The sequence below is a fragment of the Polaribacter sp. MED152 genome (assembly GCF_000152945.2).
Taxonomy (GTDB): domain Bacteria; phylum Bacteroidota; class Bacteroidia; order Flavobacteriales; family Flavobacteriaceae; genus Polaribacter.
This window is the reverse complement of record NC_020830.1, coordinates 790,233-815,374: the sequence shown is the minus strand read 5'-3', so window position 1 is coordinate 815,374 and position 25,142 is coordinate 790,233. Positions and strand designations below refer to the sequence as shown.

Below are 25,142 nucleotides of genomic sequence, written 5' to 3'. Positions count from 1 at the left end.
TCATTTTTTTAATAAAGCAAATCATAATTTGTATATTTAAATAGATAAGTTAAAAGAAACATTTGAAACATAGAAAATCCATATTTATTTTACTTTTCATATTCTGGTTTATCAATACAGAAGCACAAGAAGGTTTTCGGTTTTTGAATCAGAAGAAAAAGAAAGTTAGTGTTAAGTTTAAATTGATAAATAATTTAATAGTTGTACCTCTTAAAATTAATGATAAAAAGGTATCGTTTATTTTAGATTCTGGTGTTACTAAAACCATTCTTTTTAACATCACCAAAAATGATAGTTTAGGTTTAAATAATTTAGAGAAAATTAAACTTCAAGGCTTAGGTAAAGGTGATGCTGTAGAAGCATTAATGTCTAAAAGCAATAAAATTTCTGTAGAAAATATTCAAAGTAATGATGAATCTGTATATGTAATTCTAAGAGATTATTTTGATTTATCCGGTAAAATGGGAATTACAATCCATGGGATTTTGGGTTATGATTTACTTAAAAATTTTATTGTTAAAATCAATTACAAAACAAAGTATATTCACTTTTACAACCCTAAAAAAGTTAAACTCAAAGCCTGCAGAAATTGCGAAGTTTTTCCGTTAACATTTCATCGAAAGAAACCTTATATAAATACAGATATAAAGTTAGACACTATTGGTAATAAACTTACCAAAGTTAAATTATTGATAGACACAGGAGGCAGTGATGCACTTTGGTTGTTCGAAAATTCCAAATACAATATTCAAACGCCAAATCGTTTTTTTACAGATATATTAGGTGAAGGTTTAAGTGGTACTATTTATGGCAAAAGAAGTAGAATACCAGCTGTACAATTAGGTAATTATATGGTTAAAGAGCCAACTGTATCTTTTCTAGATTCAGTATCCACCAAAAACGCAAGGAGTGTAAAAGATAGAAATGGAAGTATAGGTGCTGGTATTTTAAAGCGATTCATTGTTTGGTTTGATTATGCTAATCAGAAATTAATGTTGAAAAAAAATGGTTCTTTAACTAATGGTTTTGATTACAATATGAGTGGCTTAGATGTTATTTACAGTGGAAAACAATTGGTAAAAGAAAGACAAACCATAGTTTCAACTCCTATTAGCAAAGGATCTGAAAACAGTAAAACAATTAATTTTATTAGCGGTTTTTCTTATAAGTTTAAGCCATCCTTTAAAATAAGAAATGTGGTTAAAGGTTCACCAAGTCATGTTGCAGGTCTTCAAAAAGGTGATATCATTTTAAAGCTAAATAATGCAAATGCTGCAGATTTAACACTGGAATCTATCAATCAGAAATTTCAAGAAAGAGACAAAAAACGAATAAGGATAACCGTTTTAAGAAATGAGCAAAAAATGAAGTTTGAATTTTTTCTAGAGAAAAAAATCTAATTATTGAGAATCAGAAACAATACTTTTTTCTTTCTCCATAGAAACTCCTGTTAGAACAACGCCTTTAATTCGAATTACTTTTCTAGCATTCTTAGCGTTCGAAAAAATATTAATCGACTTAGAAAAACCACCAATTCTATTGGTATCATAAGAAACTTTAATTTCTCCTTTTTCTCCAGGCATAATTGGCTTTTCTGGTTTTTTAGGTACTGTACAACCACAAGTAGATCTTACATTTTTAATTATTAAAGGAGCATCACCCACATTTGTAAACACAAAAGTACTCTCGCCATTAGAACCTTTATTCACTTTACCATAATCTATAGTTTCTTTTTCAAACTTAAATTCTTGAGCATTTATGGAAAAAGAAATTAAAAAAACAACTAAAAAAGATCCGAATACTTTCATAACTAAGGGTTTAATACTGTAAAATTAGGGTTTATATTTTATTTTAAAAAATCAATGGCTAATTTTCTCTACAAAAAAGAGAATTGTATTTTTGCCAACTATATATCAAAAACGATTCCAAAGTATGGCAATTCCATCTAAATATGATGCAAGTAAGGTAGAAGATAAGTGGTATTCTTATTGGATGAAAAATAATTATTTTCATTCAACTCCAGATGAAAGAGAACCTTATACTATTGTAATTCCTCCACCAAATGTTACAGGGGTTTTGCATATGGGTCATATGCTTAATAATACAATTCAAGATGTATTAATTAGACGTGCACGTTTACAAGGTAAAAATGCTTGTTGGGTGCCAGGAACAGACCATGCATCTATTGCTACAGAAGCTAAAGTTGTAGCTAAATTAAAAGAGCAAGGTATTGCTAAAAGCGATTTAACTCGAGAAGAGTTTTTACAACATGCATTTGATTGGAAAGATGAATATGGTGGAATTATCTTAGAACAACTTAAAAAGTTAGGTGCTTCTTGCGATTGGGAAAGAACCGCTTTTACGATGGACCCAGAAATGTCTGAATCTGTAATTAAGGTTTTTGTAGATTTATACAACAAAGGTTTAATCTACAGAGGTTATAGAATGGTAAATTGGGATCCTGAAGCCAAAACTACATTGTCTGATGAAGAAGTAATTCATGAGGAAAGACAAGGTAATTTATATTATTTACAATATAAAATTGAAGGTTCAGAAGACACTTTAACTATTGCAACAACAAGACCAGAAACCATCTTTGGAGATACTGCAATTTGTATCAATCCAAACGATGAACGTTTTACTCATTTAAAAGGGAAAAAGGCAATTGTGCCTTTATGTGATAGAGTAATACCTATTATTGAAGATGAATATGTAGATTTAGAATTTGGTACAGGTTGCTTAAAAGTAACTCCTGCTCATGATGAAAATGATAAAAATTTAGGAGATAAACATCAGTTAGAAGTAATAGATATTTTTAATGATGATGCTTCTTTAAACTCTTTTGGGTTGCATTATCAAGGTAAAGATCGTTTTGTAGTTCGTAAAGAGATAGCCAAGGAATTAGAAGAAAAAGGAATCTTAGTAAAAACTGAAGTACATACGAATAAAGTTGGTACATCAGAAAGAACAAAAGCTGTTATTGAGCCAAGGTTATCAGATCAATGGTTTTTAAAAATGACAGATTTGGCAAAACCTGCAATAGATGCTGTTTTAGGTGATGATACTGAAATTAACTTAGTACCTAAGAAATTCGAAAACACCTATCGTCATTGGATGGAAAATGTTCGTGATTGGAACATTTCTCGTCAACTTTGGTGGGGTCAGCAAATACCCGCTTTTTTCTATGGAGATGGAAAAGAAGATTTTGTTGTAGCAGAAAATATAGAAGAAGCTTTAGTTTTAGCAAAAGAAAAAACAGGAAATAAAGCATTAGCAACGTCTGATTTAAAACAAGATGAAGATGCTTTAGATACTTGGTTTTCTTCTTGGTTATGGCCAATGTCTGTTTTTGACGGAATTAGAAATCCTGAAAATGAAGAAATTAAATACTATTACCCAACAAACGATTTAGTTACAGGACCAGATATTTTATTTTTCTGGGTAGCAAGAATGATTGTTGCAGGTTATGAATATAAAGACGCAAAACCATTTGAAAATGTTTATCTAACAGGTTTGGTTAGAGACAAACAAAGACGTAAAATGTCTAAGTCTTTAGGGAACTCACCAGATGCATTGAAATTAATTGATGATTATGGTGCAGATGGTGTAAGAGTTGGATTGTTATTAAGTGCGCCTGCAGGAAATGATATTTTATTCGATGAAGACTTATGTCAGCAAGGAAAAGGTTTTGCCAATAAAATTTGGAATGCTTTTCGTTTGATAAAAGGATGGGAGGTAGATGCCAGTTTAGAGCAGCCAGAAACTGCAAAAATTGGTTTATCTTGGTATGAAGCTAAGTTTCAAAAAGCTTTAGCAGAAATTGAAGATCACTTTTCTAAATATAGACTGTCTGATGCTTTAATGGCCATTTATAAACTAATAAATGATGATTTTTCATCATGGTTATTAGAAATTGTGAAGCCAGCTTATCAACACCCAATAGATCAAGTAACCTTTGATGCAATTATTGAAGTTTTAGAAAACAATTTAAAAGTTCTGCATCCATTTATGCCATTCTTAACTGAAGAAATTTGGCAATTTATTGCAGAAAGAACTTCTGAAGAAGCCTTAATTATTGCAAAATATCCTGTTCAAAATGAGTTTGATGCAGATATTATTAATGAGTTTGAATTTGCAACAGGCGTAATTTCTGGTATTAGAACTATTAGAAAAGATAAGAATATTGCGTTTAAAGATGCAGTAGAATTGTATGTGGTTAATAACGCTAATACATCTGTTAAATTTGATAGTATAATTCAAAAACTTACAAATACGTCAACTATAAATTATGTGTCAGAAAAAGTTGATGGAGCATCTTTTAGAGTAAAATCTAACGAATATTTTGTGCCTATTTCTGCTGCCAATATTGATGTTGAAGCTGAAATTGAAAAATTATCTGCAGAATTAAAAAGAGCCCAAGGCTTTTTAGTAGGTATTCAAAAGAAATTATCTAACGAACGTTTTGTTGCTAATGCACCAGAAAAGGTAATTACTTTAGAACGCAAGAAAGAGGCAGATACTCTAGCTAAAATAGAAACCATTATTGGTAGTTTAAATTCTTTAAAATAAAATCTTTTAGCCATCCATAATAAATTGGTTATATTTAATTTCTCCTAAAAATAAAACGAAATGAGAAATTTAATTTTACCAGTATCAATTTGTATGTTAATGATGACTTCCTGTGTTTCTAAAAAGAAATATGTTGAGTTAGAAAATAAATATACAGATGCTAAAGGCAATCTTCAAAAGCTACAATTAAAGCAAGAAGAAATAGACAGAAGAGTTGAAATGTATTATGATAAAATCAATTCTTTAAAAGACGATAATGCAAATTTAGAAGAAGAAAATGCTTTAAAATTTGATGTAAATAGCGATAATATTGTTATTTCTGATAAAGGCAGAGCAATTATGGATGCAACTCTAGCTAAGGTGGATCCTAAAAAATTAGCAGAAGCAAAAACTTTAAAAGATTCACTAAATCTAGCTTTATCTTATAATATTATTACTCAAACTTTGGGTGAAGCAGAACTATTAAACTCAGATGAACTAGACATTGATATAGATGAAACAGTGGTTATGATTTCTGTTTCAGATAAACTATTGTTTAACACAGGTAGTTATCGAGTTAAAGAAAGTGCACTATCTTTAATTACTAAAATTGCTGATATTGCAGAGTCTGAGCCAAGTATTGATATAATGATTGAAGGGCATACAGACTCTCAATCAATTAGCAATGCAACAGTTCAAGACAATTGGGATTTAAGTGTAAAAAGAGCCACTTCAATTGTTCGTTTATTGCAAAATAAATTTAAGATTGATGGTAGTAGGTTAATTGCTTCTGGTAGAGGAGATACTGTGCCTTTATTGCCAAATACATCCTCTGAAAATAGAGCGAAAAATAGAAGAACTAGAATTGTTATTCTACCTAATATTAATAAGTTTTTTGCACTTTTAAATAGCGAAAAGTAACGTTAACAAAAAATAGGTCAAAAAAAAACACTCCAATTTGGAGTGTTTTTTTTATTTATAATAATGATATTTTATATATCATCAGATTTTCCATGATTTTTGTAAAACTGCATTACAATTAATGAACCTACTACAGATGAAGCAATACCTTCTATTACAAGGGTAAATAACAATTCGTATATAGATAAATCTCCTCCTATTAAAAATGAATTATTCATTGTACTTAAAAATTCAGGATTTATAAATTCAATATATACTAAAACTCCTACTGTAGATAATAACACTCCTATAATAGAAGTACCAAAAGCAACACCTGCATTCTTGGCATAACCAGTCATGTTGTTTGTTTCAATATTTGTTTTAACAGCTTGTCTAATACCAACCAATACAAATATTAAATTTACAAATCTTAAATAAGGATTACCCTCTAAGCCTAAAGCTTTAGATAGGAAAAAGAATCCTCCAATCATTAAGACGATTAATATTGCATTTTTGAATATAATTTTTTCTTTTGACATAGTGTTTATAGTTTTTAGTTAATCTTTAAACAAAAATAGTTAAATTTTAACAAAACTGTCTTAAAGAAAGTCTAAAACTACATTTAAAGATAAAAATTGGGCTTTGTTTTTTTACTTCTTAAAAATAAAATAATACAAGAATTTATTATTTAATATGTTGGTTTTTAGTGGTTTTGATGGCTTTTCTAAACCCTAATGTAGCCAATAAACCAACAATAGGAATAATGGTAAATGTTGTAAATAAATGCTGATATTCAACAATTGTTGGATTTTCGCCTAACATATAACCGTTAAACAAAGACATAAAAATATCAGGAGTAAAACCAACTACAGAAATAATACCAACTAATGTACCTGTAAATTGAATTGGAGTTTTGGTTTCTTCGATAATAGCAAAATACAATCCTCTTAAGGCATACGTACCTAATGCCATCATTATAAATGTGCTGAAAGATAAAGCTATTGGTAAGGTATTAAATAAACCCAATCCTAATAGTAAAGAAGCAATAATAAGTAAAGAAAAACTTGGAATTATAATTTTTGAAGGCATATACTTGTCTGCAATCCAACCAATTGTTATTGCTGCTATTGGTCTAATATATTGAATAAGAACTGCAAAATAAGTAGCTTCTTCTAGGCTGTAATTCCAAACATCTTTGGCATATGTGCCATAAACGCCTGTTAATTTATAAGAACAATAAGCACAAAATATTATTATAGAATGATAAATTACTTTTTTCTGCTTCATTAAACTAAATCCCTTTTTAAAGTCAAATTGAAATTCTTTACTCTCTTTAAATTCTGATTTTCCTTTTGGAATAAATAGCCAAACTAATAAAGCTATTAAAAAAACAATAGTTGTTATAGATCCAATAATGTATTGCAATGTTTCTACTTTATGTTCAAAAGTAATTTCAACTCCTTTTTCTGGAAAAAAATAAGTTAGAATTCCTGCTCCAGATAAAGCAATGGTTGCAGCAAAAAAACCTCTTCCACCATCTAATAAACCAAAAGAAATACCTTGGTTATTCTGGTTACCCCATTGTCTAGTTGCCTTTATTAAGGAAGACCAAAATAAAAGTATGGTAGATACTCCCCAAAATGCATAAAGTGCTTTTAAACCAATGATAGATGGCATTAAGGTTAACCAAAATCCACCTAAAGCAGTAAGGATTAACGAGAGTGTTAGTAATTTTCTAGGTTCATATTTGTCTGCAATAAATCCACCAAAAAAATAAGAAGCAACAGCAGTAATTCCATATAGGGCTTGTGCTTCACCTATTTGAGCATCAGAAATTAAAAAGGCGTCTCTAATTACAGGTTTAAAAACACGCATTAAAATAAAAGGTAATAGAAAAATGGCTTCTCCTGCTATGATTAAGGAGAACATGGATGCAATTTTTTTCTTTTGTATCAAAGTTTTCTAGGTTAGACTTTAAAAATACAAAAATAGAACTGACTTTAATTAAATTAAGGCTTCTTTTAAAATTGTAATTGGGTGTTTTGCAATTCTGTTAGTACCATCATAAATTTGATGTCTACAACTTGTACCTGCAGCAACAATTTCGGTATCTGAACTACAATTTCTAACTTTTGGAAACAATGTGTCTTCACCAACTTGCATTGAAACATCATAATGTTCTTTCTCATAACCAAAAGAACCAGCCATTCCACAACATCCTGTATTCATGATTGTTACCTTATAATTTTTAGGTAAATTCATAATTTGAAAGCTAGAACTTGTTCCTGATAATGCTTTTTGATGACAATGTCCATGAATCTTTAGTTGCTTTTCTTCTTGAGTAAACAACTTATCATTAATATTACCTTCTTTTATTTCATTGGCTAAAAATTCTTCGAAAGTAAAGGTGTTTTTAGCAATTTTTTCAGCAGCTTTTTTATCATCAGCCAAACGTAAATACTCATCTCTAAACGTTAAAATTGCTGAGGGTTCAATGCCAATTAAAGGTGTATCCGCAGTTACAATATCTTTAAAATAATCAATATTTAAATTACATACTGCTTTTGCCTCCTTTAAAAATCCTTTAGAAATAAAACTTCTCCCTGATTCTGCATGATTTATCATTTTTAAATCATAGCCAAGTTTATGAAGTAATATAAAGGCATCTTTTCCAATTTCTACATCATAATAGTTACTAAACTCATCACAAAACAAGTAAACTGTTTTTTTGTAAGTTTTAGAAGTAAATGATTGTTTAGCATACCATTTCTTTAAGGTTTTAGGAGCTAACTTTGGTACGCTTCTATGTTGAGCGACTCCCATAATAGCTTTAGTTAACGAGGTATTTAAAACTAAATTTGTAATTGCAGGAGCTATACTACCTAGTTTATTGTACTTAACATTGTTGGCAAAAAGTTTGTTTCTAAAAGAATAGCCATTTTCTTCTTGATATTGATAAAGAAATTCAGCTTTCATTGTAGCTACATCCACATTACTTGGGCATTCAGAAGCACACGCTTTACAACTTAAGCATAAACTCAACACTTCTTTTAATTCTCTAGAATTAAATTTATTTTGTTCTTTGTTGTTCGTTAAAACTTCACGTAAAGTATTTGCTCTTGCTCTGGTTGTATCTTTCTCATCTTTGGTTGCTCTATAACTTGGGCACATTGTTCCACCTGCTTCAACAGGTTTTCTACAATCACCTGAACCATTGCATTTCTCAGCCATTCTTAGAATACCTTTACTATCCGAAAAATCTTGAATAGTATCAATTTCTGGTTCTTTACGATCTACCTCATAACGTAAATTTTCGTCCATGGCAAAAGCATCAGTTACTTTACCTTTATTGAAAACATTATTTGCGTCAAAAGCTTTTTTGATTCTTCTTAACAACTGGTAATTTTTATCGCCAATCATTAAAGGAATAAATTCTGCACGAACAATTCCATCTCCATGCTCACCAGAAAAAGAACCTTTGTATTTTTTTACAAGTTCTGCTGTTTCTGTGGTAATTTTCCTAAAAAGTACAACATCGGCTTTTTTCTTTAGGTTTAGAATTGGTCTTAAATGTAATTCTCCAGCTCCTGCATGTGCATAATACACTGCATTTTGCTGATATTTTGCCATAATTTGAGTAAATTCTTCAATATAATTTGGTAAATCTTCTAAAGCTACAGCTGTATCTTCGATACATGCCACTGCTTTTTGATCTCCAACCATATTTCCTAAAGCTCCCAAACCTGCTTTTCTTAAGTAATGTACCTTTGCAATATCCTTACCATATACTTTTGGATGATGATAACCGAATTTATTTTTAGCTAAATCTGCAATTAATTCATCTGCCAATAATTCTGCCTCTGGTAATGTTTCTGCAGCAACTTCTAGCATTAAAACTGCTTCAGGATCACCTTGTAAGAAAAACCTGTTTTTTGCTAATTCTCTATTGTTTTTTGTACAATCTAAGATGGTTTTATCCATCAATTCGCAGTTGTACAAATTATGTTTCATAGCAATAACAGTAGCTTGTAAGCTCTCATTAATACTTTTAAAATGAGTACAAACCATAATACTTTCGGTAGGAGGTAAGTCATCTAACTGTAAAGTAATTTCGGTTGTAAAGGCTAAAGTACCTTCACTACCCGTTAAAAACTTTGCAACATTTATGGTTTTTTCTGTTCCACCAAACAAGTCTGATTTTAAAAACTCATCTACTGCATAACCTGTATTTCTTCTGTGAATAGCTGGTTTTGGAAACTCATTGTGTATTTCACTTTGAGCTTCTTTTGGTGAAAGTTCATCAATAATTGATTTGTAAATTTTACCTTCTAAAGTATCTAGTTTGGTTTTTTGAATAAACTCTTGAGATTTTATTTCTTTAAAAACAGCAGTACTTCCATCACTTAAAATTGCGTTGATTTGTATTACTTTATCTCTAGTGACACCGTATTTTATAGAAGTACTACCTGAGGAATTATTACCAACCATACCACCAATCATACATCTGTTAGAAGTAGAGGTGTTTGGGCCAAAGAATAAACCATATGGTTTTAAAAATCCATTTAAAGAATCTCTTACAATTCCTGGCTGTAAAGTAATGGTTTTAGATAGTTCATCAAAAGCTATAATGTTTGTAAAATGTTTTGAAACATCAACTACAATTCCATCACCTACACATTGCCCTGCTAAAGATGTACCTGCAGTTCTTGGTATTAATGTGATATTGTTCTTAGTAGCAAAATCAATTAAAACTTTTATGTCTTTTTCATTGGTTGGATATGCAACTGCTAAAGGAATTTTTCTATACACAGAGGCATCTGTAGCATATAATGTTTTGTGTAAATCATCATACAAAACATCTCCTGAAAGTGAATTGTTTAAGCTATCTAAAGTTGTGTTTGAAATCATCTAAAAAAGTGAACTATCTTCTTTACAAATATCTGAATAATATTATCAATTATTGCAATCTGTAAGAAGGTTTCACCATTTTTATTAATTTGATAAAATGATGCAATTCTACTACCTAAAAATGAATTAAGTTGAAAAATAAAACGGTTTTGCTAGTAATTAATGAGCAATGTTTATCAATCTAGGTTCATTTAAACCACTCTCGTTTGTGAAACGAACAAGATAAATTCCATTTGAAATTTTACTGGTATTCAGTATAATTTCATTTTTAGAATCATTTACATTTTTACTTAAAATTTCTTTTCCATCTAAACTAAAAACTTGAATAGTTTTAATGTCTACTTTAGCTTTAATAGTTACCAATGTTTTAGCAGGATTTGGATACATTGAAATTGAATTTTCCTGAAAAGAATCTGCAGATAAACTCGTAGATTCTCCATAAAACTCAACTTCTGTAATGTTTGTCCAAACGCTTTTGCGTGAATTTCCGTCTGTATTATATCTTCCAAAACCAATTAATTTTACATAACGTGCATTCTCTGAAACTTGATAAGTATCAAAATCTGTTCTTGTGCCAGTTGTAGTTGTGATTAATAAATCATTTGATGTTGGTAGCAATTTTGTAAAATCACTTGCATCTATACCTGAAGTAGATACCCAAATTTGCAAACCATAAGGGTCTGATTTATCATCTGTTGCGATTTGAATTAAATCTAATTGATATTCATCACTTAAATCAAAAATTACAAACTCTCCATCTCCTTTATAGTCTCCAGAAAGAATATCTCCATCATCTGCTGTCCATTGTGTAGAGAAATTTTTGTCTAAGGCATTTGTGGCAAAATTGGTTTTACCACCTGTGTCTTGCTGTTTCGAATACGAATGTATGGTTACAGGAGCTCCATTTGTGCCTGCATTAATTAAGGTGTACAAATCTGTTAAATTTGCACCTTCTTGATTTACGTTTAAAGTTCTTACAATATCATCTCCACCAGCAACTTGAGAAAATGTTACAGAGCCACTTCTAGAGGTTGTTTCTGAGTTTTCAGTTATATTAACTGTTACTGTTGCATTTCCTGTACCAGAGGTGGTAGATATTGTAATCCAATCGTTATTTGATACTGCTGTCCAACTTACATTTGCAGTTACGTTTACATCTTTGCTAGAAGCAGAAGCAGCAAACGTTTCTAAACTACTAATAGTTAAGTTTTCGGATATTTCTATGGTGCAATCTCCATCAGTAATACTTTCACCTAAATTGTTGGTGAAACATGCTCCAATTCCATAGCCAACCATAGCATCTGTAGTAGCTATGTATGTGCCTAAATTTGCACCTTTATTTGTTGAAGATGATCCTGAAAAAGTAAACATTTCGCCATTTTCGGTTGCAATTATTCCATTTTCTTCAGAAAATCCATTATTTATAACTCCTAAATTTGTGCCTGTAAAAACATTACCAGAATAAGATAAAGTAGTCCCTAAATCTGTATATGAAGTGTTTGTATCTCCAGAAATTATATCTGATAAGTTTGTATTACCTGCATCAAAATAGATAAGATTGTTGTTTACTGTTCCTGTAGGATCTGTGCTTCCTTTATCAGTATTATAAAAAAGCGGAGCATTTGTATTTACGAAAGTATTATTAGAAACATTTATATTTTCTGATTTCTGATATCCGTTAGAAACATTATCTGAAGTACAGGAAACGTCTGCATTTGCACTACCACCAATAAAGGTAATTCCATTATTCCATTTTGCCTGATCTTGCACTGTAATACAATCTTGAATATAATTGTTAGTAATTGTATGATGGCTATCTGTAATTCGTATACCTCCAGTTCCATCTACATTTTCTCCTAAAAAAATATTACCATCTACAGTGGCATAAGAACCATGTCTTAAAACCAAAGAGCCTCTGCATCTCCTAAAGGTGTTGTTGGTAATTATATTTCCTTTGCTTTTATTGGTAATGATTTCATTTTCTCCATCAGATTGTACAAAATAATTGTTGCTAATGGTTACATTACTATTTACCATTTGATAAGAGCTAGTTCCAATTCGAATGGTTTCACTATCACCAGCATTGGAAAGTTGATCTCCATTTGCTTTTCTACCATATAAATCTTCCATTTTTTGAAAATTATAGAAGTAGTTTTTAGTAATTGTATGACCAACTTCCTCACAGCTATTATTTACCTCAGGTTCTCCATCTGCAACTTCAGGAAAAGCATTATATGAATATTCTCCTAGAATAATTGCACCAGAACTAACTTTATTCATAAATGAACAATTAATAACTGTGTTGTATGTTCCATATAAAACAATCCATCTATGTTTGGTAATTTGTTCATTGGCTAAATCTTCTGCTAGTTCAGTAGGTTCTATGCCTAAACCATCAATTACACAGTTTTGAATAGTACTATGATGTGCAAAATCTTGACCATTTCTAAATTCTATAAAATTACTAGCTCCATAACCACCTTTCCAGTGAAAACCATCTACTACCAAATATTCACCAGTAGCAATTTTAGCTCCATTTTCAGATTCACCACCAATAGTTAATCTTGGGCCTCCAGTAAAAACTACACCACCAGGAGTTTCTGCTCTAAACGTAACAGGGTTTTCTGCTGTCCCAGAACCTAAAAACTGAATTTTTTCATCTGTGGTATAGGTTCCGTTTTTTAATATGATTACATCTCCAGGTTCATAAATAACATCTCTTAATTTTTCTGGATCATCAATATTATAAGTGGTTTGCGCAAAATTTTGAAGTGATATTAAAACGATAATTACACTTAAATAATGTTTCGAAATAAAAGGAAAACTTCTAGAATTTTGAATTGGGGATGTCATTTTTTTCTTTTTTAGTTGAATTTATATTTGGTAAACCAAAGTGGTTAACCAAATATATGAAAAAAATATTCAATGAAATTCTAGTTATTTTAAAGTTTTAAAACTTTATGAATGAGATGTTTGTTGTTTTTTAAAGTGGTTTTTAAAAAGTAAACTCCCTTTGCAAGTGTACTTATGTCAATCTGGTTTTGTAGGCTTTTAATTGTAGTAACCTTAGATGAAATAGGATTAATTATTTCCATCTTCAAAATTTCTAAGTTATGTGAATATTTTAAGTTTAAAATATCATTTGCAGGATTTGGAAATATTTGAATTTCGTTAGTATCCATTTCAAAATTGTTTGAGTTTAATATAGATTTAGCACCTAATGGTTCAATCTTAAAATAATCTATAACCATGGTATGACTTCCAGACCAATTGAAATCACCTGCCCAAGGTAAATGTCTGTAACCAATAATTATTTCTGCCCAACCTTTTGCAATATTTGTGTTAAAAGATTCTTGTAAAACGTCATCTATAAAGAAATCTACTTCATCTGCTCTCCAATCTATGGTGTAGGTATGAAATTTATCATCCACCAAAGAAATATTATCGCCATTTGCATCAATTATCGCTTTCGCTGAACCTGTATGAGGTAATGCTGTGTTTTCATCTGCGTCTCTCCAAGTATTAAATCTGGCATCTGTCCATCCATTTGGTGGCAAGGTTTCGTGTGGTGTACTATTTTTATCATTTGCCACTAATTCAATATCTACCTCATTAAAGGTAGAACCCACTTGATGGTAGGTAAAAATAAATGCGACCAAACCACCATCTACAGGTGCTCCTTTCATTCTAACTTCTAATTTGTGATTTTCAGCAACTCCTCCAAACACTAAAGTTTGATAAGGGTAAGTGGCATCTGTGTCATTAGAAACATCTGCATCAACAGTAATATAGGCTTTACCATCACCAGGAATAAATTTACTCCATTCAGTCTGACTTGGATTTATATCATTATAAAATTTCCAATATGAATCTGCAGGAATATTAGTGGGTAACCCTCTTTCATTAAAATTTTCCACATAATTTATCTGTGCTAAGCCTATAAAATGCAAATAGCAACAGATGGTTAAAAGTAATAACCTTTTCATAAAGTTATTTTTAGATATTGACAGTCAGCAAAATACGTATAATTTTTAATTTATATTCTGGGTAGTTTGTTAAATGTTAAAGTTTCTGTTTCTTAAAAACAATAATTTAACCTGATGAAATTAAATTTACGAATTCATATATTTGTTAGATAACTAAATTTTAATCTAGCAATGAAAAAACTTTTTGTTTTCTTTCTTTTATTTACAATATACAGCTCTGCACAACAGGTAGATTTATCTTATTATTTGCCTTCAGAGAATTATGATTCTAGTATTCCTATACCTAAAGATATTATAGGTCATGATGTAGGTGAGTGGCATATTACACATGATAAACTTGTGGAATATATGAAAGCCTTGGCAGCGTCTTCAGACCGAATTTCTATTGAAAATAGAGGTAAAACTTATGAAGGTAGACCTTTGTTATTGTTGACGATTACGTCTGCTGAGAATCATAAAAATTTAGAACAAATTAGAAAGCAACATATAGATGCTACAAATGATGCTTCATTAAGTATAGATAACCCAATAGTTGTGTACCAAGGATTTTCAATACATGGTAATGAGCCAAGTGGATCGAATGCTGCATTAGCAGTTGCTTATTATCTGGCAGCTTCTAAAACTGCAGAAACTCAAGATTTGTTAAAAAATACGGTAATTTTATTCGACCCTTCATTTAATCCTGATGGTTTGCAACGTTTTGCTTATTGGGCAAATACCAATAGAAGTAAAAACATTAATCCAGATCCTAATGATAGAGAATATTCTGAGATTTGGCCAAGAGGTAGAACTAATCACTACCAATTTGATATGAATAGAGATTGGTTGCCAGTTCAATTGCCAGAAAGTAAGGCAAGAATTGCCACTTTTCATAAATGGTTACCAAACATCTTAACAGATCATCATGAAATGGGTAGCAATTCTAGTTTCTTTTTTCAACCAGGAATTCCTAGTAGAACAAACCCATTAACACCACAAATGAATCAAGATTTAACTAAAGAAATTGCTACATATCATGCAAAGGCATTAGATAAAATTGGCTCTATGTATTATTCAGAAGAGAGTTTTGATGACTTTTATTATGGTAAAGGTTCAACTTTTCCAGACATTAATGGTAGTATAGGTATTCTTTTTGAGCAAGCAAGTTCTAGAGGTCATGCTCAAGAAACTACAAACGGAATTTTAACTTTCCCATTTACAATTAGAAATCAAGCTACAGCTGCTTTTTCTACATTAGAAGCAGCAAATAAAATGCGTTTAAAGATTTTAAAATATCAGCAAGATTTTTATAAAGAAAGTAGAAATACAGGGTCTAAAAATGCTATTGTTTTTGGTGATGAAAAAGATGCAGCCAAAACGTTTCATTTGGCAGAAGTTTTAAAAAGACATCAAGTTAAAATTCATGAAATAAAAAGTGACTTCACTCAAAATGGAAAGAATTTTAAGAAAGGATACAGTTATGTAGTACCTATGAATCAAAAAAATCACAGATTAGTGAAAGCGATGTTTGATGTTAGAACTACTTTTAAAGACAGCCTATTTTATGATGTTTCTGCTTGGACTTTTAACCATGCTTTTGACGTTGATTATGCAGAAAATATTTCATTATCAAAAGCAGGTAATGAAATTACCAATCTTGAACTAAAACCAGGTTCAGTTTCGTTTAAAAGTGAGTATGGTTACTTAATGCCTTGGAACGAGTTTTACGCTCCTAAAGCTTTACATGCTATTTTACAAAAAGGTTTAAAAGCAAAAGTTTCAATGAAAAACTTTAAAAATGGAGGTGTTTCTTACGAATATGGAACCATCTTTATACCTGTTCAAAATCAAAAATTAGATGCCTTAGAAATGTTTACGTTTTTGGTTGAAGTTGCTAAAGAAAGTCATATTAATATTTATGCAGTGAAGACTGGTTTAAATGATGGTATAGACTTAGGAAGCAATAATTTTAGAGCTATTACAAAACCAAAAGTAGCTATGATAGTTGGTGATGGAGTTGCTGGTAACGATTCTGGAGAAATTTGGCATTTATTCGACCAACGTTTTGATATGCCAATTACACGTTTAGATACTAGAAATTTTAATAGAGTTGATATTGCAAAATATACCCACATTGTTATTCCAAGTAGTGGATTAGAGAAATCTGCAATAACTAAATTACAAACTTGGGTTCGAAATGGTGGAGTATTAGTTGGGTATAAAAACTCTGCAAGATGGTTGGCTAGTAATAAAATGATCAACATTAACTTTAAGAGGGCTAAAAGAGATTCTATAAAAGATGTATCTTTCGAAAACAGATCATTAAAATCTGGAGCACAAGTAATTGGAGGTGCTATTTTTGAGGCAAAATTAGATAGATCTCATCCTATTAACTTTGGTTACAAAGATGATAAATTGGCTTTATTTAGAAACTCAACCATGTTTATGGAAGCAGATAAGGATAGTTATAATAATCCTATTCAATATACTTCAGAGCCATTGTTAAGTGGCTATATTTCTAAAGAAAATGCAAAAGTAATTCCTAATACAGTTCCTTTTAAAGTAAGTAGATTAGGTAGAGGTAGAGTTATTGTTTTTACAGACAATACCAATTTTAGAGCATTTTGGTTTGGTACTAACAAACTATTAATGAACACTATTTTCTTTGGTGATAAAATGTAATATTTTATATCGTTAATTACTTTTAATTAATATTGAAAAATCGCGAAGCTTAATTATAGGTTTCGCGATTTTTTTGTAAAGATAACTCTAGTAAAAAGTTGTAACAAATTGGTATGTACATCGTCTTATTTGTATAACCAACTAAATATAAATGAGTTTTTTTAGAGTTTTATTTGCTATTATTTTTCCTCCATTATCAGTGATTGATAAAGGTTGTGGATCTTTCTTTATCATATTTTTACTAACACTTTGTGGATGGATTCCAGGAATAATAGGTGCTTTGGTAATTTTAAACAATCCTAAGAATTAAGAAACTTGTTCTCCATTTTTAATGGTTTTGCTAGGTTGTAGTAACACAACTTTATCATCAGTATTATAAACACCCAAAACCAAAACTTCACTTTTAAAATTGGCTATTTGTCTGGGTTTAAAATTGATTATAGCTGAAACTTGTTTGTGAAGCAGCTCTTCTTTGGTATATAAATCTGTGATTTGGGCACTAGATTTTTTAATTCCTAAAGAACCAAAATCAATTTTTAATTGATAAGCTGGTTTTCTAGCTTTAGGAAAATCGTTAACCTCTATAATGGTTCCAACTCTAATATCAGTCTTTAAAAAATCTTCAAAGGAAATTTCATCTTTCATATTATTTATTCTTTTTGCCAAGTTTTTGAATTACCCAAAGTGGGCCAATTAGCAAGAATTCTAAATCTTTTAAGAAAGATGGTTTTGCACCTTCTATTTTATGACCGTAAAATTGGCCAATCCAAGCAAGAACAAAAATAGTTAGAGATACATATAGAAGATTTGCAACATTGCTAATCCAGAAATTACCAATTATACATAGCAAAATTACAAATAGCATTTCTGCAAAATACCAAAAGCCTAATCTTAAATAAAAGATAGAAATAAACACAGTAACAACAACTGCCCAGTTTTCTATTAATGGATTGTAGAGCCCTAAATTACTTTCTAAAAAACCTGTAGGAATACTCATTAATAGCCCAATAACACTAAAAAATATTAAAGGCACACAAATGTAATGTATGGTTTGGTTGGTTTCATTTTGATGACTTACAGCATATTCATCAAAGTAGGCTTGTGCAGATTTCATATAAATAAAATTAAAAAATAAAGGTACTATTTTTTAAAATTAAATTATTGCCAGCCTTTTCTTTTTATTAATTGCTCTATATGTGCATAATGATGTTGACAGTGCCAAGCGTAAATACCTATATTTTCTTTTAAAGTTTTTACACTATTTCCTGAAGGATGCACAAACGTTTTTAATAAATCTTTTTCGGTTAAACCTCTTAAAAAATAAACCCATTTAGAGTGAAGTGATTTTAATGCATCTATAGAAAGTGATATTGGCGCAGATTTCGAATCTTCCAACTCTGCCCATCTTTCTTCAAAATACGCTTTTATAGTTGGATTGTCTTCAGTTAAAGCCCATTTAAAACGGGTGTAAGAATTATGGTGGCTGTCATAACAATGATGAATTACCTGTCTTACTGTCCAGCCTTTTTCTCTATAAACAGTATCTAATTGGTTATCTGATAAATCTTTTACCAAAAATTCTAATTCTTGAGGAAAACGTTCAATGTCAGAAATCCAAATTTCAATATTTTTAGAAGTAATATTTTCAGGAATTTGAACTAAACCTATTGGGTATTTTAAAGAATCTATTTCCATTTATTTTTGTGTTAATCTCTCTAAAAACTTTTTAGAGTTTTTGTTTTCTGAATTAATCTCTAAAGATTTTTTAAAGTTTGCAATCGCATTTACAGTATCCTTTTTTAAAAAATAAGCTTCTCCTAAACTATTGTACACATTAGAACTTTTAGGATATAGAGCTGCATTAATTTTAAATAGTTCTAGGGCTTTATCATTTTCATCTTTTCTTATAAATTGATAACCTAATCTATTAATTTTGTATTCTTCAATAAGGAAATTTAAAGAATCCTTTTGCTGAATTTTCAAGTAAGCCTCCTTTGCCTTTTGATATTCTTCTGCTTTAAAATATTCGTTAGCCGTTTTTGCTCCTTCTTCCATCTTTTGAAAATAGTATTTAACTCCATCATGCTCCACCTTTTCAGCAAGTTCAATATGCATTTCTGGTTTAGCTACAAAAAGCATTTTTTCATTCAATTCTTGCATGTAAAAAGCGCTATCATTTACTTTTAACAATTTAATATCATCATTTCCTCTCCATTTTGCATGCATAACATCATCTTCAAAATAAATTTCTAATACTTCATTGGCATTAAACAAATACCTTCCTGAAGTTTTATTGATAAATTCTTCTGAATTTTTTTGTGATGTACAACTTGCAAATAAAATTGCTAAGGGCAATAGATAGATAAATTTTTTCATGGTACTTCTTTGGTTGATTTGTTATAAGACGATTGATTTGCATAAATTGTTACAAAGAGCCAACCCCAATACATGTTTTAATCAGTTGAACTAAAGTATAAAAATTTATTGAAGAAGTTTAAAAAAGATAGACATCGTATTTTAAAATGATTTAATTAATTGATAATCAATACAATGTATATAGCAAAGTTTAATGAATATAGTACTTGCAAAAGGTAAAATCAATTTTAAAAACATTTTAAATCTATTTTTGGTAATTGATTGAAAATAATTAAAAATGGCAAATACATTATTCGATAAAGTTTGGGACGCTCATGTTGTTCGTAAAGTAAAAGATGGTCCAGATGTCTTATTCATAGATCGTCATTTTATTCACGAAGTAACGAGCCCTGTTGCTTTTTTAGGATTAGAAAGTAGAGGAAACAGTGTTGTATATCCAGAAAAAACATTTGCAACAGCAGATCACAATACACCAACTATAAATCAACATTTACCAGTTGAAGATCCTTTATCTGCAAATCAATTAAATGCTTTAGAAGAGAATGCAAAAAAATACGGTATTTCTCACTGGGGTTTAGGAGATAAAAACAACGGAATTGTGCATGTTGTAGGTCCAGAAAACGGAATTACATTACCAGGTGCAACTATTGTTTGTGGAGATTCTCATACATCTACTCATGGTGCTTTTGGGGCTATTGCTTTTGGTATTGGTACAAGTGAAGTAGAAATGGTATTGTCTACTCAATGTATTATGCAACCTAAACCAAAAAGTTTACGAATAAATGTAAATGGTAAATTAGGTGTTGGAGTAACTCCAAAAGACGTTGCATTATATATCATTTCAAAATTATCTACTTCAGGTGCTACAGGTTATTTTGTAGAATATGCAGGAGATGTATTTAAAGAAATGTCTATGGAAGGTAGAATGACAGTTTGTAACCTATCTATAGAAATGGGTGCAAGAGGTGGTATGATTGCTCCAGATGAAAAGACATTTCATTACATAAAAGGTAGAGCATTAGCGCCTAAAGGTGAGGCTTGGGATAAAGCCATGAATTATTGGCAAACCTTATATACAGAAGATAATGCAGAATTTGATGCAGAAGTAACTTTTGATGCTTCAGACATTGAACCTATGATTACATATGGTACAAATCCAGGAATGGGTATAGGTGTTACAAAGTCGATTCCTAATTCAGATGATGCAGATAGTGGAGCAAAATCGTATAAAAAATCTTTAGCCTATATGAACTTCGATGAAGGAGATGCAATGTTAGGTAAAGAAATAGATTTTGTATTCTTAGGCTCTTGTACAAATGGTAGAATAGAAGATTTTAGAGCTTTTTGTTCTATTGTTGAAGGTAGAAAAAAAGCAAATAATGTTACTGCTTGGTTAGTTCCAGGTTCACATAAAGTTGTAGATCAAATTAAAGAAGAAGGCTTAGATAAAATTATAGAAAACGCTGGTTTTGTATTAAGAGAACCAGGTTGTTCTGCTTGTTTGGCTATGAATGATGATAAAATACCTTCAGGAAAATTATCAGTATCAACTTCAAATAGAAACTTTGAAGGTAGACAAGGTCCAGGTTCTAGAACATTATTAGCTTCTCCACTTGTAGCAGCAGCTTCTGCAGTGCAAGGAAAAGTAACAGACCCAAGAACATTATTAACAGCATAATTGCTATTCGCTTTTGGCAACAAGCCATTAGCATAAAGTATAAAATTAATGCCTAAAGCATTTAGCGAAAGGCACAAAGTATAAAACAAATGGCTTACGATAAATTTAACGTTTTAACAAGCACAGCATACCCTTTACCAATTGAGAATGTAGATACAGATCAAATTATTCCTGCTCGTTTTTTAAAAGCGACAGAGAGAGTTGGATTTGGAGATAATTTCTTTAGAGATTGGAGATACAATCAAGATGGATCACCAAAAGCAGATTTTCCTTTAAACAAAGAAATTTATGCAGGATCTAAGATTTTAGTTGGAGGAAAAAACTTTGGTTCAGGATCTTCAAGAGAACACGCAGCTTGGTCTGTTTACGATTTTGGTTTACGATGTGTAATATCATCATTCTTTGCAGATATATTTAGAAACAACTGTTTAAATGTTGGTGTTTTACCAGTACAGGTTACAGGTGTTTTTGCTGATAAGTTGTTTGATGCTATAATGGCTGACCCAAAAACAGAAATTAAAGTTGACTTGCCAAATCAAACAGTAACGTTAGTTGCAACAGGCGAATCTGAGCCTTTTGAGATTAATACATATAAGAAAGATAATATGTTAAATGGATTTGATGATATCGATTATTTAAAAAATATCGAAGATGAAATCGCTGCTTTTGCAGCAACAAGACCATTTTAATTTATTCTTAAAATATATTGATGGCTACAAGAAATATTGAAATAATGGATACTACTCTTAGAGATGGAGAGCAAACCTCTGGAGTATCTTTTTCAGTTTCAGAAAAGCTAACTATTGCAAAACTTTTACTTGAAGAATTAAAAGTAGATAGAATAGAAGTGGCTTCTGCACGTGTTTCTAAAGGTGAGTTAGAAGCTGTACAAAAAATTACAACATGGGCTGCTTCAGAAAATGTCTTAGATAAAATAGAAGTTTTAACGTTTGTTGATGGTGGAAAATCCATTGAATGGATGTTAGAATCAGGAGCTAAAGTTCAAAATTTATTGACTAAGGGTTCTTTAAATCACTTAACGCATCAACTAAAAAAAACACCTGAACAACATTTTGCAGATATACAAGCTACTATAGAATTAGCAGCTAAAAATAATATTAAAACAAATGTTTATCTAGAAGATTGGTCTAATGGAATGCGTAATTCTAAAGCTTATGTTTTTGAGTATTTAGATTTTATAAAAACGCAACACATAGAAAGACTGCTATTGCCTGACACATTAGGCGTTTTAACTCCTGATGAAACCTTTGAATTTATTTCAGAAGTACAACAAAAATATCCAACTTTACATATAGATTTTCATGGTCATAATGATTATGATTTAGGTGTTGCCAATGTTATGAGTGCAATAAATGCAGGAGCTCATGGTTTACATTTAACTGTAAATGGTATGGGTGAACGTGCAGGAAATGCACCTATTGCTAGTGCAATTGCAGTAATTAATGATTTCTTATCTAATGAGGTTTTTGTAAATGTAAACGAGAAAGCCCTAAATAAGGTTAGTAAGTTAGTAGAAACCTTTTCAGGATTTAGAATCCCAGTAAACAAGCCAATTGTTGGTGCAAATGTGTTTACACAAACAGCTGGTATTCATGCAGATGGTGATAATAAAAACAACCTTTATTTTAACGATTTAATGCCAGAACGTTTTGGTAGAAAACGTAAATATGCCTTGGGTAAAACATCTGGTAAAGCTAATATTCAGAAAAATTTACAAGATTTAGGTTTAAGCTTAAATGACGATGAATTAAAAAAGGTTACCCAAAGAATTATAGAGTTAGGTGATAAAAAGGAAATAGTTTCTCAAGAAGACTTACCATATATCATTTCTGATGTTTTAGACTCTAACACTATAGAGAAAAGAGTAGTTGTAGAGAATTATGTTTTAGGCCATGCAAGAGGTTTAAAACCGTCTACAACTTTACAATTGAGAGTAGAAGGAGTATTGTATGAGGCACATGCACAAGGAGATGGACAATTTGATGCCTTTATGAATGCTCTAAAAAAATTATATAAAACTCACAGTAAAAAAGACTTACCAAAGTTGATTGATTATGCAGTGAGAATTCCACCAGGAAGTAATTCTGATGCTTTGTGCGAAACAATTATTACTTGGAGCAGAGATAAAAAAGAATTTGTTACTCATGGTTTAGATTCAGATCAAACAGTATCTGCAATTAAAGCTACAGAGAAAATGTTAAATATTATTTAGAAGAAATCAAGCCAAAAGCTACAAAACAATGAAATTAAATATAGCCTTATTAGCAGGAGATGGAATAGGACCTGAAGTTATAGATCAAGCAGTAAAAGTATCTGATGCAATTGCAAAGAAATTTAATCATGAAATTAATTGGAAACCAGCTTTAACTGGTGCAGCAGCAATAGATGCTGTAGGAGAGCCTTATCCAGATGAAACTCATGAAATTTGTATGGCTTCTGATGCTGTTTTGTTTGGTGCAATTGGTCATCCACGCTTTGATAATGATCCTTCTGCAAAAGTTCGTCCTGAGCAAGGGTTATTAAAAATGCGTAAAAAATTAGGTTTATTTGCAAATGTAAGACCAACATTTACTTTTCCTTCTTTACTGGATAAATCACCTTTAAAAAGAGAACGAATTGAAGGCACAGACTTGGTGTTTTTAAGAGAATTAACAGGTGGTATTTATTTTGGTGAAAAGGGTAGAAGAGAAGAAGGTGAAACTGCTTTTGATAATTGCGTATATACAAGAGCAGAGGTGCAAAGGCTAGCTAAAAAAGGTTTTGAATTAGCCATGACTCGTGATAAAAAATTATGTTGTGTAGACAAAGCTAACGTTTTAGAAACATCTCGTTTATGGAGAGAAACTGTACAAGCTATGGAGAAAGATTATCCAGAAGTTGAGGTTTCTTATGAATTTGTAGATGCAGTAGCTATGAGATTAGTTCAATGGCCTAATAGTTATGATGTATTAATTACAGAGAATTTATTTGGTGATATTTTAACGGATGAGGCTTCTGTAATTTCTGGTTCTATGGGTTTAATGCCTAGTGCTTCTTTAGGTTCAGACATTGGTTTATTCGAGCCAATTCACGGTTCTTACCCGCAAGCAACAGGATTGAATATTGCAAACCCTATGGCTACAGTTTTATCAGCAGCAATGATGTTTGAAAACTTTGGTTTACAAGAAGAAGGTAAAGCCATTAGAGATGCTGTTAATAGCGCTTTAGAAAAAGGAATTGTTACTGAAGATTTATCAGAAAACGGAAAATCATATGGTACTTCTGAAGTTGGTGATTGGTTAGCTGAAAACGTTTAGAATATTTGAATATAGATAAAAAAAGCGCTCATTAAGAGCGCTTTTTTTATGTATTAAGTTTGTTTTTTAGATATAATCAAAAGTTACTTACATTCTATTCACTTCTAAATAAAATTGAAACGCTTCACTAATTTGCAATTGGGCTAAATCTAAAATTTTGTTATTATTTATGCTATCTGAAAGTAAAGATAATTCAGTACAAGCAATGATTGCATGTGAGTTCTGAGTATATTTTTGAATTAGTGTATTGTAATTTTTAATATCAGTTTTGGTTTCTTGAGCATTGTAAATTTTAATTCTTAATTGATCTACAAAAGCTTTATCATCCTTAGAAATTTTTATAATTGAAATATCATTTTTATTAAAATTAGAAGCTAAATAGTTAGACTCCATTGAGTAATTGGTGCCAAGAATAACAACAGACTTGATGTTTTTCTTTATACAATTTTCTATAGCTAATTCTACTGGATGAAATAGTGATAAATGATGATTTATCCTATCTAAAGTTTCGTGTAACGTAATATTTGGTATTAACCATCTCTGAATTTTCAGTGGATTTATTTCCTCTAAAATTTTAATTAAAGCAGGTTCTAATTTTTCAAAATTATTAGGTAAATATGGATTTAAACGATTAAAGTCTATTTGATAGTTTAAAAAAGGAAAAGTATGGTAACCTCCAAAATGCTTATGCATTTTGGTGTGCAGCTGTTGAGTATAAAAGTTAGTTGAACGAACACCCAAACCCAATATGCCAATTACACTGTTCAT

At 30.6% G+C, this 25,142-nt stretch carries 20 protein-coding genes; 9 read left to right on the top strand and 11 right to left on the bottom strand.

Annotation, left to right across the window (positions count from 1 at the left end):
• Positions 1-62 precede the first annotated feature (62 nt).
• Positions 63-1,400: an aspartyl protease family protein gene (locus MED152_RS03730; protein WP_015480524.1), complete on the top strand. Its 1,338-nt coding sequence runs from the start codon at positions 63-65 to the stop codon at positions 1,398-1,400.
• Here MED152_RS03730 and MED152_RS03725 read toward each other — a convergent pair whose 3' ends face one another.
• Positions 1,401-1,808 carry a DUF1573 domain-containing protein gene (locus MED152_RS03725; RefSeq protein ID WP_015480523.1) on the bottom strand — a complete coding sequence of 136 codons (408 nt, stop codon included), beginning with the start codon at positions 1,806-1,808 and terminating at the stop codon, positions 1,401-1,403.
• A 124-nt stretch (positions 1,809-1,932) separates the two neighbouring features.
• Between MED152_RS03725 and MED152_RS03720 the strand changes: the two genes are divergently transcribed.
• The gene (locus tag MED152_RS03720) at positions 1,933-4,569 is read left to right on the top strand and encodes a valine--tRNA ligase (protein ID WP_015480522.1); all 2,637 of its coding nucleotides are present in this window, start codon (positions 1,933-1,935) and stop codon (positions 4,567-4,569) included.
• A 60-nt stretch (positions 4,570-4,629) separates the two neighbouring features.
• Positions 4,630-5,469, top strand: a complete 840-nt coding sequence (locus MED152_RS03715) for an OmpA family protein (protein WP_015480521.1) — start codon at positions 4,630-4,632, stop codon at positions 5,467-5,469.
• A 71-nt stretch (positions 5,470-5,540) separates the two neighbouring features.
• On the opposite strand, the gene MED152_RS03710 is transcribed toward MED152_RS03715, so the two are convergent.
• The 5 genes from MED152_RS03710 to MED152_RS03690 form a co-directional block, all read right to left on the bottom strand.
• The gene (locus MED152_RS03710; RefSeq protein WP_015480520.1) at positions 5,541-5,987 is read right to left on the bottom strand and encodes a hypothetical protein; all 447 of its coding nucleotides are present in this window, start codon (positions 5,985-5,987) and stop codon (positions 5,541-5,543) included.
• 145 nt (positions 5,988-6,132) lie between these two features.
• The gene (locus tag MED152_RS03705; protein ID WP_015480519.1) at positions 6,133-7,377 is read right to left on the bottom strand and encodes a nitrate/nitrite transporter; all 1,245 of its coding nucleotides are present in this window, start codon (positions 7,375-7,377) and stop codon (positions 6,133-6,135) included.
• A gap of 75 nt (positions 7,378-7,452) precedes the next feature.
• Positions 7,453-10,356, bottom strand: coding sequence for an FAD-binding and (Fe-S)-binding domain-containing protein (locus tag MED152_RS03700; RefSeq protein ID WP_015480518.1), 2,904 nt, complete (start codon positions 10,354-10,356; stop codon positions 7,453-7,455).
• A 159-nt stretch (positions 10,357-10,515) separates the two neighbouring features.
• Positions 10,516-13,209 carry a chondroitinase-B domain-containing protein gene (locus tag MED152_RS03695; RefSeq protein ID WP_015480517.1) on the bottom strand — a complete coding sequence of 898 codons (2,694 nt, stop codon included), beginning with the start codon at positions 13,207-13,209 and terminating at the stop codon, positions 10,516-10,518.
• Between the two features lie 89 nt (positions 13,210-13,298).
• Positions 13,299-14,342 (bottom strand): family 16 glycosylhydrolase, encoded by a 1,044-nt coding sequence (locus MED152_RS03690; protein WP_015480516.1) that lies wholly within the window; start codon positions 14,340-14,342, stop codon positions 13,299-13,301.
• Positions 14,343-14,513: 171 nt separating this feature from the next.
• Between MED152_RS03690 and MED152_RS03685 the strand changes: the two genes are divergently transcribed.
• A complete protein-coding gene (locus MED152_RS03685; RefSeq protein WP_015480515.1) occupies positions 14,514-17,003 on the top strand; it encodes a M14 family zinc carboxypeptidase in 2,490 nt (829 codons plus the stop codon).
• Between the two features lie 151 nt (positions 17,004-17,154).
• Positions 17,155-17,313, top strand: coding sequence for a YqaE/Pmp3 family membrane protein (locus MED152_RS13485; RefSeq protein WP_015480514.1), 159 nt, complete (start codon positions 17,155-17,157; stop codon positions 17,311-17,313).
• On the opposite strand, the gene MED152_RS03680 is transcribed toward MED152_RS13485, so the two are convergent.
• From MED152_RS03680 to MED152_RS03665, 4 genes are read right to left on the bottom strand one after another with little or no spacing between them, the layout of a single operon-like run.
• Complete coding sequence (locus MED152_RS03680; RefSeq protein WP_015480513.1) at positions 17,310-17,648, bottom strand: tRNA-binding protein; 339 nt, start codon at positions 17,646-17,648, stop codon at positions 17,310-17,312. The two genes, MED152_RS13485 and MED152_RS03680, sit on opposite strands and share 4 nt — an antisense overlap.
• A 1-nt stretch (position 17,649) precedes the next feature.
• On the bottom strand, positions 17,650-18,117 hold the full coding sequence (locus tag MED152_RS03675) for a DUF962 domain-containing protein (protein ID WP_015480512.1): 468 nt from the start codon (positions 18,115-18,117) through the stop codon (positions 17,650-17,652).
• A 44-nt stretch (positions 18,118-18,161) separates the two neighbouring features.
• Positions 18,162-18,698 (bottom strand): YfiT family bacillithiol transferase, encoded by a 537-nt coding sequence (locus MED152_RS03670; RefSeq protein ID WP_015480511.1) that lies wholly within the window; start codon positions 18,696-18,698, stop codon positions 18,162-18,164.
• Positions 18,699-19,379, bottom strand: a complete 681-nt coding sequence (locus MED152_RS03665; protein WP_015480510.1) for a lipopolysaccharide assembly protein LapB — start codon at positions 19,377-19,379, stop codon at positions 18,699-18,701.
• A 277-nt stretch (positions 19,380-19,656) separates the two neighbouring features.
• On the opposite strand from MED152_RS03665, the gene leuC reads away from it, so the two are divergent.
• The 4 genes from leuC (at position 19,657) to leuB (ending at position 24,374) form a co-directional block, all read left to right on the top strand.
• On the top strand, positions 19,657-21,057 hold the full coding sequence (gene leuC / locus MED152_RS03660) for a 3-isopropylmalate dehydratase large subunit (protein ID WP_015480509.1): 1,401 nt from the start codon (positions 19,657-19,659) through the stop codon (positions 21,055-21,057).
• 89 nt (positions 21,058-21,146) lie between these two features.
• Complete coding sequence (gene leuD / locus MED152_RS03655) at positions 21,147-21,746, top strand: 3-isopropylmalate dehydratase small subunit (protein ID WP_015480508.1); 600 nt, start codon at positions 21,147-21,149, stop codon at positions 21,744-21,746.
• Positions 21,747-21,766: 20 nt separating this feature from the next.
• Positions 21,767-23,290: an alpha-isopropylmalate synthase regulatory domain-containing protein gene (locus MED152_RS03650; protein ID WP_015480507.1), complete on the top strand. Its 1,524-nt coding sequence runs from the start codon at positions 21,767-21,769 to the stop codon at positions 23,288-23,290.
• Between the two features lie 28 nt (positions 23,291-23,318).
• Complete coding sequence (gene leuB, locus MED152_RS03645; RefSeq protein ID WP_015480506.1) at positions 23,319-24,374, top strand: 3-isopropylmalate dehydrogenase; 1,056 nt, start codon at positions 23,319-23,321, stop codon at positions 24,372-24,374.
• A gap of 87 nt (positions 24,375-24,461) precedes the next feature.
• Here leuB and MED152_RS03640 read toward each other — a convergent pair whose 3' ends face one another.
• The gene (locus MED152_RS03640) at positions 24,462-25,142 is read right to left on the bottom strand and encodes an aspartate/glutamate racemase family protein (protein ID WP_015480505.1); all 681 of its coding nucleotides are present in this window, start codon (positions 25,140-25,142) and stop codon (positions 24,462-24,464) included.